This window comes from Francisella persica ATCC VR-331 (assembly GCF_001653955.1).
Classification (GTDB): domain Bacteria; phylum Pseudomonadota; class Gammaproteobacteria; order Francisellales; family Francisellaceae; genus Francisella; species Francisella persica.
The window spans coordinates 473,241-489,868 of record NZ_CP013022.1 but is presented as its reverse complement, the minus strand read 5'-3'; the positions used below and the strand labels follow the sequence as shown (position 1 = coordinate 489,868).

Sequence of the window (16,628 nt, the reverse complement as noted above, 5' to 3'; positions counted from 1 at the left end):
TCAATGATGATTGTCAACAATCTTATCCAAAAAGTCAATGAAACACAACGAGCTTTTCCTCAAGATAAGAAAATCCATCAACTTTTTGAAGAACAAGTAGCTAAAACTCCAGATAATATAGCTATAGTTTTTGAGGATAAACAACTAACCTATAAAGAGTTAAATGAAAAAAGTAACCAGCTTGCTAGATATATCACAGCTAAATATAAATCTACAACAAATCAAGAGCTACAGCCAGATACTCCAATAGCTCTATACTTAGATAGAAGCTTAGAGATGATTATATCAATATTAGCTGTACTTAAAGCAGGAGCTGCTTATGTTCCTATATCACCTGATTTCCCTAGTGATAGAACAAAATATATTTTAGAAGATACTAATTCAACTATTTTACTATCTCAAGCACATTTAATTGATAAGCTTCATGAGGTAGCTCAAGATATAGAGATTATTGCTACAGATTTACAAAAGGTTCAAAACTATAGTAAAGATAATTTGAGCACTAATGTACAACCAAATAATCTAGCTTATATAATTTACACTTCTGGAACTACTGGCAAACCTAAGGGTGTAGCTTTAGAACATAAAAGCATTATCAATAGAGTAGTATGGATGCAATCTATACATCCATTAACTAATAAAGATAGGATATTACAAAAAACACCTTATAACTTTGATGTATCTGTATGGGAGTTATTATGGGCTAATTGGTATGGTGCCGCAACAGTTATTGCTAAACCTGAAGGTCATAAAGACTGTGATTATTTATATCAGTTAATAAATAAAGAAAAAATAACAGTAATACATTTCGTCCCATCTATGCTTGATGTATTCTTAAACTATTTATCTACAAAAGAATCATCACAATCTAACTTACAAATAGTTTTCTGCAGTGGTGAAGTACTTAAAAATAATACTTGTGATACTTTTTATAAATTAAACCCGTATATTTCTTTATATAATTTATATGGACCAACTGAAGCTTCTATTGATGTAAGCTATTCATTATGTGAACCAGGTAAGAAAGTAACTATAGGCAAACCAATATCAAATACAAAGCTTTACATTTTAGATAATAATTTACTACCAACACCAATAGGTGTACCAGGTGAGTTATATATAGGTGGCGCTGGTTTAGCTAGAGGATATTTAAATTTACCACAATTAACTAAAGAAAAATTTATCAATAATCCTTTTGCCACACCAGATGATATTGCCAAAGGCTATACGCATTTATATAAAACAGGTGATATCTGTAAATGGTTAGCTAGTGGAGAGATTGAATATATTGATAGAAATGATTTTCAAGTTAAATTAAGAGGCTTTAGGATTGAGCTTGGAGAAATTGAAAATGTCATCTTGGCAATTAATAATATTAAACAAAGCTGTGTTTTAGTTAACAATGAAACACTAGTAGCTTACTATGTAGCTGATACAGAAATAGACGAATCTATAATTAAAAATCATTTAGCTAAAAAACTACCTGAATATATGATCCCTAGTTTTTATATGAGATTAGAATCATTCCCTCTAACTATTAATGGTAAATTAGATAGAACAGCTTTACCTAATTTCAACATTTCTAATATTAAGAAACAATATCTAGCCCCTACTACTGAATTACAACAAAAAATGTGTCAAATATGGCAAGAAGTTCTAAAGGTAGATAAAGTAGATGTCACTGATAATTTCTTTAATATCGGTGGCAATTCTATTTTATCTATTCAAGCAGCATATAAAATGACACTAATATTTGATACTGAAATATCTATATCTGATATATTTAGATATAAAACAATACAATCATTATTGAATAATGTATCTAATAATAAATTCCAATTAATTAAATATTATTCTAATAATATTTCTAATGAAAAATTAAATTTATCATCGGAAAAATTACACCATTTTGAAAAAGTTATATTTAGTCATCAATTATCATCAGGTCATAACTTAATATATAATGAGAGTTTCCTTATTGATTACAAAAAACATATCGATTTAAATAATTTAAAATCAGGAGTTAAATATCTACTAGATAAGTATACATTATTACATAGTAACTATATTTATAATAATGATGGTTGTCTTAAACGAATACTAAATTATAATCATTCCTGCATTTGTGAACAAAAAATAGTAAAAACACAAACTGAATTACATCAAGTTCTCAACGAAATAGAGAGAATTAGTTTTGATTTATATACAGATAAATTAATTAGATTTTATCTAATAGATGTTTTAGATATTAAGAAACAATATTTATTTATTTCTTGTCACCATCTGATACTTGATGCTACATCATTAATCAATATTATTTTACCTGATTTATATTCATATTTATTTTTAAATGAAAAAGATAATAGAAAATCAGATATAAATGATTTTAATGAAGCATCTTACTATATTAATAAGCAATACAAAAATAATTTTGAAGAAAAGCTTAGCTTCTGGAAAAATAAATTAGAAAGCTTGTCTCCTTTAGATTTACCAAAAAATAATCAAGAGTTTACTAATAAAGGAAAACAAATTTCTTTTAATTGTGATAAAATGACAAAAACACAGTTACTACAAGTATCTAAAAACCTTAATACTAGTGAATTCTCTATATTGTATACTCTGTTTATATTAGTCATACATAAAATATCAAGTCAAACTAAGTTTGCTATCATTACAAATATAGATGAACGTTTATATACTCCTAAACATAAAGATACTATAGGCTGTTTAATAAACAATATTTTTTTAGCATCAGATTTTGATAGTAATAATAATTTGATTTATTTTATACATCAGGCTAGAAGTGAAATAATATCTAATATTAATAATGCTATTGCTTACGAAAGCTTATTAGATAACTTAGATAGAGAACATATTAGATTATTATCAGATATTCAATTTAATTTTGAAACAGAGGAAACTCATAGTCTTCCATATAACCAAACACAGATATATTCTCATTCAGGCTATGTTAAGCAGGGATTATATTTTGAGGTAGACTTAAAAAATGGTGAGATATTATGTAGAGTCGAATTTAATAATCAATATGAAAAAGATTTTATATATGCAATTATTAATGGATATAAAACTTTATTATCTAAATTAGATATTATCTTAAATAAAAAGATTTCAGAAATAAGCATAATAGATGATGACCAATATAAACAAATATTAGCTATTTCAAGTGGTGAATATCAGAAGTATCATCAGAAAGCCATCCATCAACTTTTTGAAGAACAAGTAGCTAAAACTCCAGATAATATAGCTATAGTTTTTGAGGATAAACAACTAACCTATAAAGAGTTAAATGAAAAAAGTAACCAGCTTGCTAGATATATCACAGCTAAATATAAATCTACAACAAATCAAGAGCTACAGCCAGATACTCCAATAGCTCTATACTTAGATAGAAGCTTAGAGATGATTATATCAATATTAGCTGTACTTAAAGCAGGAGCTGCTTATGTTCCTATATCACCTGATTTCCCTAGTGATAGAACAAAATATATTTTAGAAGATACTAATTCAACTATTTTACTATCTCAAGCACATTTAATTGATAAGCTTCATGAGGTAGCTCAAGATATAGAGATTATTGCTACAGATTTACAAAAGGTTCAAAACTATAGTAAAGATAATTTGAGCACTAATGTACAACCAAATAATCTAGCTTATATAATTTACACTTCTGGAACTACTGGCAAACCTAAGGGTGTAGCTTTAGAACATAAAAGCATTATCAATAGAGTAGTATGGATGCAATCTATACATCCATTAACTAATAAAGATAGGATATTACAAAAAACACCTTATAACTTTGATGTATCTGTATGGGAGTTATTATGGGCTAATTGGTATGGTGCCGCAACAGTTATTGCTAAACCTGAAGGTCATAAAGACTGTGATTATTTATATCAGTTAATAAATAAAGAAAAAATAACAGTAATACATTTCGTCCCATCTATGCTTGATGTATTCTTAAACTATTTATCTACAAAAGAATCATCACAATCTAACTTACAAATAGTTTTCTGCAGTGGTGAAGTACTTAAAAATAATACTTGTGATACTTTTTATAAATTAAACCCGTATATTTCTTTATATAATTTATATGGACCAACTGAAGCTTCTATTGATGTAAGCTATTCATTATGTGAACCAGGTAAGAAAGTAACTATAGGCAAACCAATATCAAATACAAAGCTTTACATTTTAGATAATAATTTACTACCAACACCAATAGGTGTACCAGGTGAGTTATATATAGGTGGCGCTGGTTTAGCTAGAGGATATTTAAATTTACCACAATTAACTAAAGAAAAATTTATCAATAATCCTTTTGCCACACCAGATGATATTGCCAAAGGCTATACGCATTTATATAAAACAGGTGATATCTGTAAATGGTTAGCTAGTGGAGAGATTGAATATATTGATAGAAATGATTTTCAAGTTAAATTAAGAGGCTTTAGGATTGAGCTTGGAGAAATTGAAAATGTCATCTTGGCAATTAATAATATTAAACAAAGCTGTGTTTTAGTTAACAATGAAACACTAGTAGCTTACTATGTAGCTGATACAGAAATAGACGAATCTATAATTAAAAATCATTTAGCTAAAAAACTACCTGAATATATGATCCCTAGTTTTTATATGAGATTAGAATCATTCCCTCTAACTATTAATGGTAAATTAGATAGAACAGCTTTACCTAATTTCAACATTTCTAATATTAAGAAACAATATCTAGCCCCTACTACTGAATTACAACAAAAAATGTGTCAAATATGGCAAGAAGTTCTAAAGGTAGATAAAGTAGATGTCACTGATAATTTCTTTAATATCGGTGGCAATTCTATTTTATCTATTCAAGCAGCATATAAAATGACACTAATATTTGATACTGAAATATCTATATCTGATATATTTAGATATAAAACAATACAATCATTATTGAATAATGTATCTAATAATAAATTCCAATTAATTAAATATTATTCTAATAATATTTCTAATAAGCCTAAAATGATATTTATTCACCCTGCTTTTGGTGGTTGTGAAATGTATCAAGATTTTATTGATAGGCTTGCTAATGATTATAACTGTATTGGTATAGATAACTATAATATTTATAATAAAGACAAAATTGATAATCTATCAAAACTATCTAGTTTTTATATAAATCAGTTAAATCTATCTAAAGATGAAACAGTATATATGTTTGGCTGGTCTTTAGGTGGCGTAATAGCTGTAGAAATGGCTTATCAATTAGAAATACAAGGATTTAAAAATATTAAGGCTATTATTTTAGATTCTCATTTTTCTACAGGACGGGTATTTGAACATCATCCTCAGTTTGATCCTAATAAAGGTGGTAAAATTATAGATGAAGTCATAAAAAAAATAGTATCTAATTTCGATCAAAAACATATTGATAGAGTCTTATCAGCTAAAGATACTGAATTTAAACTAGGACAAAGTACTCCTACTGGAAGGTTAAAACATACTGAAATATGTTTTTTTAGAGCTATGGATAATCCAGGATATAAAATAAAAGATAATAACCTAAGTAAATACAGTAAAAACTTTGGCTTTATACCTATTACAGGTGATCATATGCAATTAATGCCACAGATTATTAAAAATTGGCATAATTATCAAAGGTCATTTACTGATTTTGATTTTAGTTTACATTATCAACCAATACAAATGAGAAAAAATGCTATCTTAAGATTAATTAACACATATAAGAAAACCACCTTATCTATTTTTTGTACAACTATTATTGTTAGTAGTGCTTATATATTAGAAGTATTTGATTTTGTCATTGAACAAGCAGTATTAGTATTAGCATAATTAAAATTTTTTATTTAAAAGGCTATTGAATAAATATCAAGTTTTAATTAAAGATTGTAAACCATATTATAAATATTTTGACTTAAATACTTTTCGCATCACCAGTTAATTATTCTACATATGCATCTTTTTATATTTATTGGAAAAACTTCAAAAAAAATAGGTTAGAAAATAATTAAAGAGGAACTTCCTAATATATTGATTATAAAAAATAAAGTTGGATTTTACAGGATCTTTTAAAGTTGGATTTTACAGGATCTTTCAATTAGGCAGTCAAAATTTTTAGCTGTCTTAGATAAAGGCTTTTTTCGAAACAATTATCAGAGTCATACGTGCCCTTATAGCCATGCGTAAGTAAATAATAAACCCATAAATTATTAACATAAGCTTGTGATATTTGTGTTAATAAATATTCTAGATATTAATAGTAAAGCTTACCTGATTCTAGTTTTTTTAATAAGCGAGTTCGTAGCATTTCATAATCATAACTAGCTGATATTGCTTTTATAGTTTAACGTTTAAATGTGACTGGCTATAACTTACCTTCTTCACGATTTTTATCAACTAATATAAGCTTATAATGTTAGAATGTCTTTATATCAAATTATCAACATCATTCATTATACTATAGAACTTTGATTTCCACATTTATGAAACCTCCTATAGATTATTTTTTTTGAAATATTAATTAAATATAAAACTTACAATATCCTACGCTTGTTTTAAAAAAATAAACTGATACACCTCTTTTTTGTGTATAGGTATAGTTTGTTTACCTTGATTGGGATAAATCAAAAAGTTGTTATTTTTATCATAACTTTTTAGGTAACTTTGATATACAATATCAATGCTACTATCTAAATAACTAAACATATATCTTTTACAATAACATAAAAAGGTTTACCATTATTAGTTAATTTATCTGGTTGAACTGTTAAGTCAAAACTTGAGCTTGCACATCCTGAAATAATTAAAAATAATATCATAACTAAAGCTAATTTTATTTTTTCCAATTAAGTATGCTTTATTTTTATAACTTTATATGCAAAATTTCCTGATAAACTTCTTTTGTTTAAACTATCATCTAAATTTAGTGTCTCCAAACCATTATCAATCACTAGTAAGATATCTTGAAAAACAACGCCAAAGGCAAATGTCAAATTAGTTAATTTTCTGTTACATCGTCATAAAGTTGACGAAACTTTTCTCTTGACTCTTGTGTTAGCATTCTAAAAATAATATTTTCAGATATAGTAGTTAATATTTGTGTATAAATGTGTAGTAAAGGTTGGTTTAATTTAGAAACTCCTAAAATACTTCCTGTAGTTTCATTTGATATATTCTAAATCAACACTAACTCTACATTTACATAAAGATTGACTAATGAATTGTTAAATTGCTGAAAGTGATTTATTGTTATAATCCTCTCTAGAAAAAAAGATTTCGCCATCATAATAAATATGATGTTGGTAAATTAATAACTCAAGATATTATTGTCGCTGCAGTATACCCATGGATTTAAGCCTTCACTTAAATCTTTGGACACAATTCTACAAAATGTTTGATGTCCTTTTCAGTTTTCTCAAATGTGAGTTCATAATTCTTCATATATTCTAAATATTTCTTTACCCCAGTAAAAACTTTAGATTTAATTGATTCTTTTGTAGTTGCAACAAAGAATCTTCATTAAATGGATGCACTTCTCCTTGGTAAACACTAGCCAGTGGCTTCACCATAATTCCTCGATAACTAGTTGCTTATAAGCTGCAATTGAATAAGTTGATAGAACTAACTTAGATGGGCCATAAATAAATATCCTTTTATTATAAATACTTATTTCATTTTTCAAACCTTCTCCATGTGCTGATATATATCACAATTATGATAATTATTAAATATATCTTGTTGATTGTTAGCAACAAGTACAAAGGAACCATCTGATAAAACTTTATGTCGGTACCTGTAGGATAAGTATATGGATTGTCCTTCCAAAATAGGAAGAAGGTTCTTAGCAGCATTTATTTTTTGTGTTTTATAATAAAATAACCTTTGAAAAGCTACGTTTTTTTTTATGTTCAAGACAACTTATTTCTAATATAATACGTTTTTTCTTTATCTATTTTTTCGACATTATTAGTTATGTTTATATTACTTTTTTTATTAAAATTTATTAGATTGATTTTAAAACTACCTGTTTCAGCACTCTAAGAAAACTTTCTTGCTATAATACTTATAGAAAATAAAGGGATTGGTTTAACTGAAATGTTTATTTTATGTAACATTTTACAACTTTAGAAATATGCTAGGTTATGAAAAAACTGCTTTCTTTTTTATAGTAATATTTGACTAACTTGTCAGTAGTTTTTTATTGTTATATTAATCTACTATAAAGTTTGTTTACTTTAGAAAGCTATCGATCAGATTTTATTTAAATTTCAATTAATATGTTATAGAATTATATTTACTATTTATCGGCAGCTCTTTCTAAAAAGTGTACAATATTGTAGATAAAATTAAGCCTTAGTTCGCGGCTATAGTAGTTTGTAACTATTTTTAAATAAAATTTTATGGAGAACTTATTAATGAAATCTTTTCTTAAAAAGATTTGGAGTATTTTAATGTGGACAAGGATGACAGCATTTCAGCTTTATTCTTTTACAGTAATTGGTGGCTGTAGTATCCTCATAAATATTTTTGCATTTTTTAAACTGCCTTTAGTATGGAGAATGGCTGTTTGTTATATATGGACTTATCTTTATTGGATAGGTATGTTAGTCTTTTTACAAGTCTTCATTCGAATAACAGGTCGTGTAAATATAGACAAAGATTATCCGTGTATCTATGTTTCTAAACACCAATCTATGCTTGAAACTTTTATGTTTTATGGATTGCTTGGCAAATGCCATTTTATAATGAAGCAAGAGCTTTTTGATACCCCAATTTTTGGTTCTGCTATGAAAAACTTAGGTAGTATTGCCATAGATAGAGATAAACCAAGAGAATCATTAAAAAAAGTTGTCACAGATGGCAAACAGAGTTTGGCTGATGGTATAAATGTGGTTATTTTCCCTGAAGGAACACGAGTTAATGTTGGTGAATATCCAGAATTTAAGCGTTCAGCAATGAAATTAGCAGCTGATGCTAATGTATATATTATTCCTGTTGCGCATAATTTTGGTAGATTTTTTCCAAAAAAATGGGGACAAGTTATAAAACCTGGTATAGCTAGAATGGATTTTGGTAAGAGAATAGATCCTAGAGATTTTGACTCAAAAACTCTAACAAGCTATTGTCATAAAGTCATAACTGAAAAAACTAAAGAGTTTAACGGTTAAAAGAGGTAAACAGATGAAAAAGATAGTTCATCTACTATTAGTATTAAGAATGCATATTTTTAAAATATATGCATATATTGTGCTACTATTATGCTGTATTTTAATGAATATAGTGGGAGTTTTAGGTGCGTCTTTAAAGGTTAGACTATTCATCTGTTGGATATGGTCTTGCTTATACCGTTTAGGCGTACTTATTCTATTGCAAATATATGTAAAAATAGATGGTAAAGAAAATATTCCTAACTATCCGTGTATCTATGTTTCTAAACACCAATCTATGCTTGAAACTTTTGTTTTTTATTGTCTAGTACGCAATTGTTGTTTTGTCATGAAACAAGAACTTCTTGAGAAACCAGTCTTTGGTAAGACTAATATTTTTGCTGAAGCAATAGGAATTGATAGATCTAAAGGGCTTTCAGCAATTAAAAAAGTACTGGAAGATGGTAAAGATAGAGTGTTAAATAAAAATCTTAGTATCGTAATATTTCCTGAGGGAACTAGAGTCCCTGTAGGTGAATATCCAAAATTTCATCGTTCGGCAATGAAATTAGCAACGGTTACAAATATACCAATTATACCTGTGGCACATAATTTTGGCGTTTATTTTGGGCGTAAAAAAGGTGATTTTATTAAACCTGGTATTGCTAAAATGTCTTTTGAAAAGCCTATAAATCCTAAAAACTATTCTGTCGCTGAATTAACAGATTTGTGCTATGACATCATTAATGATAAAACAAAATCTTTCGGTGGCTAAAATTCTTATTTGATACAAAATTCAGCAATAATTGGATTATGGTCAGATATTTTTTTACAATCTAGCACAGCAGCTTTTTCAAGATTTAACCCTCGGTACAAAACAAAGTCTAAGTGGTTATTTTTGAAAGATTTAATCAACTGAGGTTCATCTATAAATGCTACTTTAAAATAGAATTCTCGACAAAAATCTTTTATTAGCTTAACTCGTTTTCTATTCCAAGTATTAAAATCCCCAGCAATTATAATTGGATATTTGTATTTATTTGGAGCGATAAATTCTTTTATTTTCTCAAACTCATACTCATAAACTTTATTACTTTTAAAGTTTATCGCATGGATATTTACAACGATTACTTTAGTATTGTTGATATTTAGATGTGTTATCAAAGAAGCTTTGTGTGTATTTATAACTGACTCACGATAAGTTGTGAGTATTTTGACATTCTTTAACACTGGATAATGACTAACAGTTGCCACACCGTAGTTATGTGAACGTAATACAATATTTGAAGCAAAATTTACATAAAATTTGTCTATAGGAAACTTACTATCATGGTGATGAACGGCTTCTTGCAAGCAAAAAATATCAACATTATAGTTAAAATATACATGTTTGATATATGCACTAAAAGCCTCAGAATCTTTATGATCTATCTTATAAGAGTTCCAACTCATCAAGCAGAATTTTCTAGATTGATTATCTTTTGAGTTTACTGCAAACATCTAACCACTTAGCGCTAGCTTAACATAGTTTTATTATATATTAAAATTATTAGATAAAATCATATTAGCTTAGGATCTGTTGCGATAAATCTCAAAATCATATAACCCAAAACCCCAATAAATGATTATCATTAAAGGCAAGAACTTCTATAAAAAAACTCATGGTAAAGCCTATACCACATATACCACACAATAAGCTTATACCATATAGCTGTAGATTTGATAAAGACTCACCAAGTTTAAACAATTTTAATTTCTTAAAAATCGCTAATATTGAAAAAATACCAAGCTGTTTACAGACAAATAATCCCAAAATAATACCTAGCATAATAGGTTCCGACAGTATCGAAAAATTTATCCCAACAAAACTTATACTAGTATTAGCAAAGGCAAAAACTGGCATTATAAAATAGATAATCCAAGGATGAAATGAATCCTCCATAAAATTAACTGAAGAATTTTTATCACCCTCTTTAAGAGGTATACACCGTGCAGTAATAAAACAACCAAGCACAACATATACTTAACTTCTATTTACCTTAAAGATTCGATTGCAAATAATCACCGCAATGATAAAAAGTGTTCATAAAGATAACGAAAGTAAAGATAAAGATTTGGTATAAAATATTGCTATGATAACTATTGTAGCTATAGCGTCCATTTAATGGTTTTAGGTTTGACCAACATGGCACTGTATATTTACCCCAGAGACACAAAGAGCTATTCCTAAATTTAAAAAAAACATATCCAAAAAGCTATTGCAGATTATGATTTGGATAAATATTTTTGGATGAAGAGCTTGATAGTAGCTATGCCTTTGAATTTGCTCAACACTTATATGATGATTTTGATGGTAAATATTCACTACTTACAGATATTTGGCATAACAATATCACCACTGTATCGAAAACCAACTCGACTATACTGCTCTTAGCTATGGTACATAAAAAAATCTATTGGTAGATGATTAAAATTCCTCAAGATATTTTCCTAAATATCACATCTGAATATATAGAAGCTCTAAATCAGCAATGCATAATATTGAAAAATATGTATACCCTATGCTTCTATAAATAAACGGTGATAAACTAAAAATTTGTGTTTACTTTACACCAATTAATGAACCAGACAAAATTATATTTAGTAAACTATGTAAAGTTTATGACTAGTAAAATAATCAAACCTTTAGCTGATCTAATCTTTAGTATCACCAATAAAATAATACTTAAAGAATATAAAAGAATTATTGATAACTACAATACTCAAGATTTCTTACTACGCTACGATCAAATCATCAAAGAATTTAGAAAGATTTAGAATGACTAAAAAATCAAAAAACATTCTCAAAATATCACAAATACTATATAATACAAATATATTCTAAAATTTTATAAGGCTTATGAAATATAGTCTATCAGTTAGAGCTTTACATGCTTTACTTGCTTTTTTGATAATAGCACAACTTATTTTAGGCTTTAGCTATACTAACAATTTTTTTGACTCTGGCTGGATTATAAATCTACATAAATCTTTTGGAGTTGTAACCTTTTTTGTGATTCCTTTACTAGTTATAGCTAGAATTATAAGCGTTAGGCCTGCGTATAAGCCTCCATTGCCACTATTTCAATTACTAATAGCTAAGGTTGTACATTTATGGATATACATATCAGCATTTAGCATGGCATTTTCAGGAGTTGTAGGTTCAATGCTCATGGGCTTTTCATGGAATATATTTTTTATTATCCCATTTCCAGAGCTATTAACAACAAATGTTCCTTTAGGAGAAGAGGTTTTTAGTTATCATTATATTTTTTCTTCAATACTACTTATACTAGTTATTATTCATATAGCAGCGGCTTTATCTCATCAACTAATAGTTAAAGATAATATCTTGAATAGAATGAAATAATTTAACAGTTAATATTTACTAACTTGCTTTTTACTTACAGCTTCTTGGTATAATATAGCTTTTGATCAATTCTAATGCATGAATTTGAATTAATTAAACTATACGAGCAGTGCCCAAACTGTGGCAGTTTTAAGAAAGATATTCTTAAAAAAAGGTAATGTTCGTAGAGTCGATAGTTTTTAATTAAGGAGTTAATTATGTGTACAACTTGTAGCTGTGGCGATAGCCAAAATCACCACCACCATATAGATTACGCTATTAAGTTAGAATAGGAGCAATATTAGAAGAAAATTATCAATAAGCTCAGCAAAATATAGATGTATTAGCTAAAATAATATTACGCTTAACTTTGTATCAAGTCCTAGCTCTGGTAAGACATTTCTACTTTATAGAACTATCAAATAGCTTTATAGTGAGTATTCTATTGCAGTTGTTGATAGCTATCAACATACTGATCTTGATGCAGAAAGAATCCGTAAGACGGAAGCAGAAGCTTATCAAATTAATACTGGTAAACCTTGTCACTTAAATGCTCATATTGTTGGCTATACTTTTGAACATCTGGGTGATATTAAAAACGGTTTTGTAATGATTGAAAATGTTGGTAATTTAATCTGTCTATGTTTAACTTTGGCGAAAAGTATCGTGTAGCGGTTATCTAAACTACATAAGGTGCAGATAAGCCTATTAAATACCCTGATATATTTTATTATGCAGATGTGGTTGTTATCAATAAAACAAATCTTATTGAAGATGTTTATTTTGATATCCAAGAATGTAACACAAATATTAAAGATTCGTTCAGATGTCAAAATATTTGATTTATCTCGTAAAAACTGGTGCTGGTTTTGATAGTTGGTTGGGATGGTTAAGGTCTTTGAAATAAAGGGAATTAATACAATTATTTTAAAAACTAATGTATCAATAATTAACAAATAGGTAAACTATGTAAGTGATTTTAAGAGCAAAAGAAATATCCTAATTTACTTTTATCCTAAAGCAATGACTCCTAGGTGTACAGTCGAATCTATAGGTTTAAGTAATATTCTTAACACTGTGGTCCTTGGTATTAGTCCTGATAACACAAAACGTTTAGAAAAGTTTTAAGAGAAAGATAAACTATCAGTACAACTTCTAAGTGATGAAGATCATCATGTTGCCGGGCTATATAGTGTATGGAGCGAAAAGAAATTTATGGGAAAAGTATATGATGGAATCCAGAAGGCAAAATACAACATATATTCGAAGGATTTAAAACCAAAGAGCACCATGATCTAATATTAGACTATATCGAGAGCTATAAAAACTCATAACCTGTAGAAATCTTCGTAACAAAAAAGTGATATAAGTTGTCATAGACAACACAATCACTTTAATAAAAGTGGAAAAATGCAACAAGTCATAACAAAAATTCTTGTCAATGGAGTTCAAGGGGTTGGCTTTCGCCATTTTATATATTACCTTGCAAAAGAATTAGGTTTAAATACACAAAGTATACAAACATATTTTGCAGAAGTTACTAAACAATAAGATGAGCTAATAAATTCTACTACTATACAGATATTTTACTTAAAAATTTCCTCTAGTAATTCTTAGAAAAGCTATTGCTCCAAATATAAAACAGCTTAGTTTTATGCTACCTACAACAGGCTCTGATTGTAGTCTTGTTGATGTTTGTTATATCAATAACTATGAAGCTCAAGCTGCGATAGAACTAGAATCACTTGCTAGTGATATAACTGTAGAGAAAATCTATTTGAAATATCTACTGAAAATAAGCGCTACAATTAGATGCTATGGTAAAACTACAGCTAGTAACTTATGGCATAGCCATCTTGCTTATGCTTTGATGCAATGGCTTGACAAATCAGCACAACAAAGAAATATAAATACGATAATTTTAAGTGGTGGCTGATTACAAAAATAAGCTACTACTAGCCAAAGCTTACATTAAAACCATGGGTTTCATCTATATATCAGAGAAAGTACATGTAAATGATAGTGATGTAAGTCTTGGACAAGCTTGACTTTGAGTAAATTATAGAAAAAAAATGACTAAACATACTCTCAAAGATATCAAAGAAATGATATAATGTAATTGATAAGTGATGCTATGGATTACATGCAAGAATTTATAGCCCAGAAAATTGCAAAAAGTCTTTTACAATAAATCGCTAAAGAAGCTTGCCTTAGTAAACAATACAATTTTGTGAATTCTGTGGTGTGGCATACACACGCTTTACATCACTATGGTATTCCTAGCCTTTTGTCAAAAAATATCAGATGGACCAGGTTTCATGTTTGTATCCTAAGTTTGATCAAGCAATATTTTTAGCATCTCAATAAGATGTTATCTTCTGTAGTAATTATGCAGATATGATTCGTGTGCCTCAATCATATCAAGATAAGTTTACTATAGCTAAAAAGTTAGATAACTTTTTAATATTTTGACATCTCTAACTGCCTAATAACTACAGAGCAAATAATTTAAAGCTATTTGCCAGCTACTCTTTGGTGTATATCCAGAAAAAGTTGTAGATCCAGTTTGTACAACCTGTAAGCATGCAGGTGTTACTTGAGTAATTGTTGCCAAAGATGAAACATGCTTAGGTCCTGTAACAGCTAATGGCTGTGGTATAATTTGTCCAAAACTTGGTCATAGTTGCTATGGTTGTTTTGGCACATTTAAATATGCAAATCTAGATACTATGACAAACAAACTAAAAGAGCTTGGCTTATCAGCCAAACAAATCCAAGATAAATATAGATTCATCAGTAGTCAAGATTAAGTATTTTAAAAATGCTAGTGTATAAATTATAAGTAGAAAACAATTGTTGAAGTACCTATTTTAGCTCGTGTTGAAGGCGAAGGTGCTTTAGATTTAAGAATTAAAGATAGCAAAATATGTAAGTGTGAACTAAGAATCTATGAACCACCACGAAACCGCCACGATATTTTGAAAAATTTCTCGAAGGCAGAGAACCAAACGCAATTATTGATTCTGTAGCACATATTTGTGGTATTTGTCCTCTTGCATCATACCAAGCAGGCTTCTCAAGAGATTATGAAAGTGCTTTTGGTATCACTAGAACTCAATGGATTGAGGATATGCTTCTATTGATGTTTTAGGTAAGTGGATTGAATCGCAACTATTTACATATACACTTGTTAGCAGCTCCCGACTTCTTAGTCTATAAATCAGCTATTTATATGGCAAAATATTAGCCTAAAGAAGTTGTTAGAAGTGTGTTAAGTTACAGCACTTAGATAATGATATCCTTAAACTTTTAGGTGGTAAATCTTTCCATCCTAATGGTATGAAAATTGGTTTTTACAAAGCTCCTTTGGTTAAAATTTCATACTTTAATTTCTAAACTTAAAGATGCTCTAATTGAAGCTAAAGATGTAATTGAATGAATATATACATTATCATTCCTTTATACAAAACTATTCCATTTAATATGGTAGGCTTATCTCACCATACTTAATACCCTAGGTGATGATGTAATTATTAGTAATGGGAAGCAATTCCATATTAGTGAGTATAATGATCATTTCAGAGTACTTTTAGGTCCCTTTCCTAGTATCAACCTAAACTTTGAAAGCTACAAAAACATATCCAAGAAATGGCTAATGCTACTGGAGTTAAATGGCCAATTAGATATAGAATTATATTTGACCATCGAAAGAGCTTACAAGTATTTTAAAACTATCCTTACACAGATACTCCACATGTATATTACACAATCAAAGCAGCCTAATGTGGGATGTAGTAGAAGCTTCTCGTGGTATTTAGATTGACCATATCAAGATTAATGATTTAATCCCTCCATTAAAGAAGCATTATTTAATGTTGTATTTGCAATCCCCTCCAAAGCTTCTTTAGTTTAAAAAGCTTGATGAGCAGTTACTAAAATATTCGGAAATGTGATAAGTCTTTTAAATAATATCATTAGCCAAAATTTCTACGTATATGTCTCTAAAGAAAATATCTTTTTCATACTCATAGACATCTATAGCTAAACCAGCTATAGATTTATATTTAAGA

General features: G+C 28.3%; 11 protein-coding genes and 2 pseudogenes. 9 read left to right on the top strand and 4 right to left on the bottom strand.

Annotated features, from left to right (window positions below):
• Window positions 1-6 precede the first annotated feature (6 nt).
• On the top strand, window positions 7-5,856 hold the full coding sequence (locus tag FSC845_RS02345; protein ID WP_169815253.1) for a non-ribosomal peptide synthetase: 5,850 nt from the start codon (window positions 7-9) through the stop codon (window positions 5,854-5,856).
• An 857-nt stretch (window positions 5,857-6,713) separates the two neighbouring features.
• Here FSC845_RS02345 and FSC845_RS07760 read toward each other — a convergent pair.
• Both FSC845_RS07760 and FSC845_RS08045 read right to left on the bottom strand, forming a co-directional pair.
• On the bottom strand, window positions 6,714-6,869 hold the full coding sequence (locus tag FSC845_RS07760; protein ID WP_156507914.1) for a hypothetical protein: 156 nt from the start codon (window positions 6,867-6,869) through the stop codon (window positions 6,714-6,716).
• Complete coding sequence (locus FSC845_RS08045; RefSeq protein WP_158506404.1) at window positions 6,870-7,016, bottom strand: hypothetical protein; 147 nt, start codon at window positions 7,014-7,016, stop codon at window positions 6,870-6,872.
• A 1,422-nt stretch (window positions 7,017-8,438) separates the two neighbouring features.
• On the opposite strand from FSC845_RS08045, the gene FSC845_RS02340 reads away from it, so the two are divergent.
• Both FSC845_RS02340 and FSC845_RS02335 read left to right on the top strand, forming a co-directional pair.
• Window positions 8,439-9,191 (top strand): lysophospholipid acyltransferase family protein, encoded by a 753-nt coding sequence (locus FSC845_RS02340; protein ID WP_064461599.1) that lies wholly within the window; start codon window positions 8,439-8,441, stop codon window positions 9,189-9,191.
• 13 nt (window positions 9,192-9,204) lie between these two features.
• Window positions 9,205-9,945, top strand: coding sequence for a lysophospholipid acyltransferase family protein (locus FSC845_RS02335; RefSeq protein WP_064461598.1), 741 nt, complete (start codon window positions 9,205-9,207; stop codon window positions 9,943-9,945).
• A gap of 5 nt (window positions 9,946-9,950) precedes the next feature.
• Here FSC845_RS02335 and FSC845_RS02330 read toward each other — a convergent pair whose 3' ends face one another.
• Window positions 9,951-10,670 (bottom strand): endonuclease/exonuclease/phosphatase family protein, encoded by a 720-nt coding sequence (locus FSC845_RS02330; protein ID WP_064461597.1) that lies wholly within the window; start codon window positions 10,668-10,670, stop codon window positions 9,951-9,953.
• Window positions 10,671-10,729: 59 nt separating this feature from the next.
• Window positions 10,730-11,328, bottom strand: a pseudogene (locus tag FSC845_RS07005) (Na+/H+ antiporter NhaA); the annotation flags it as partial.
• On the opposite strand from FSC845_RS07005, the pseudogene FSC845_RS09560 reads away from it, so the two are divergent.
• The 6 genes and pseudogenes from FSC845_RS09560 to FSC845_RS02310 form a co-directional block, all read left to right on the top strand.
• Window positions 11,328-11,987, top strand: a pseudogene (locus FSC845_RS09560) (aromatic ring-hydroxylating oxygenase subunit alpha); the annotation flags it as partial. The pseudogenes FSC845_RS07005 and FSC845_RS09560 overlap by 1 nt on opposite strands.
• A gap of 82 nt (window positions 11,988-12,069) precedes the next feature.
• The gene (locus FSC845_RS02315) at window positions 12,070-12,579 is read left to right on the top strand and encodes a cytochrome b (RefSeq protein ID WP_064461594.1); all 510 of its coding nucleotides are present in this window, start codon (window positions 12,070-12,072) and stop codon (window positions 12,577-12,579) included.
• A 423-nt stretch (window positions 12,580-13,002) separates the two neighbouring features.
• Window positions 13,003-13,230 carry a P-loop NTPase family protein gene (locus FSC845_RS09230; RefSeq protein WP_322786756.1) on the top strand — a complete coding sequence of 76 codons (228 nt, stop codon included), beginning with the start codon at window positions 13,003-13,005 and terminating at the stop codon, window positions 13,228-13,230.
• A 351-nt stretch (window positions 13,231-13,581) separates the two neighbouring features.
• Window positions 13,582-13,686, top strand: a complete 105-nt coding sequence (locus FSC845_RS09950) for a thioredoxin domain-containing protein (protein ID WP_236940293.1) — start codon at window positions 13,582-13,584, stop codon at window positions 13,684-13,686.
• Between the two features lie 282 nt (window positions 13,687-13,968).
• On the top strand, window positions 13,969-14,109 hold the full coding sequence (locus FSC845_RS07755) for an acylphosphatase (protein WP_144416523.1): 141 nt from the start codon (window positions 13,969-13,971) through the stop codon (window positions 14,107-14,109).
• A gap of 103 nt (window positions 14,110-14,212) precedes the next feature.
• A complete protein-coding gene (locus FSC845_RS02310; RefSeq protein WP_064461593.1) occupies window positions 14,213-14,494 on the top strand; it encodes a Kae1-like domain-containing protein in 282 nt (93 codons plus the stop codon).
• Window positions 14,495-16,628: the final 2,134 nt, after the last annotated feature.

Bases quoted from the DNA above. Each gene is read 5' to 3' on its own strand.
- FSC845_RS02330 (WP_064461597.1), bottom strand. From the start codon at position 10,670: ATGTTTGCAGTAAACTCAAAAGATAATCAATCTAGAAAATTCTGCTTG.
- FSC845_RS07755 (WP_144416523.1), top strand. From the start codon at position 13,969: ATGCAACAAGTCATAACAAAAATTCTTGTCAATGGAGTTCAAGGGGTT.
- FSC845_RS09950 (WP_236940293.1), top strand. From the start codon at position 13,582: ATGACTCCTAGGTGTACAGTCGAATCTATAGGTTTAAGTAATATTCTT.
- FSC845_RS02345 (WP_169815253.1), top strand. From the start codon at position 7: ATGATTGTCAACAATCTTATCCAAAAAGTCAATGAAACACAACGAGCT.
- FSC845_RS02335 (WP_064461598.1), top strand. From the start codon at position 9,205: ATGAAAAAGATAGTTCATCTACTATTAGTATTAAGAATGCATATTTTT.
- FSC845_RS02340 (WP_064461599.1), top strand. From the start codon at position 8,439: ATGAAATCTTTTCTTAAAAAGATTTGGAGTATTTTAATGTGGACAAGG.
- FSC845_RS02315 (WP_064461594.1), top strand. From the start codon at position 12,070: ATGAAATATAGTCTATCAGTTAGAGCTTTACATGCTTTACTTGCTTTT.
- FSC845_RS02310 (WP_064461593.1), top strand. From the start codon at position 14,213: ATGCTACCTACAACAGGCTCTGATTGTAGTCTTGTTGATGTTTGTTAT.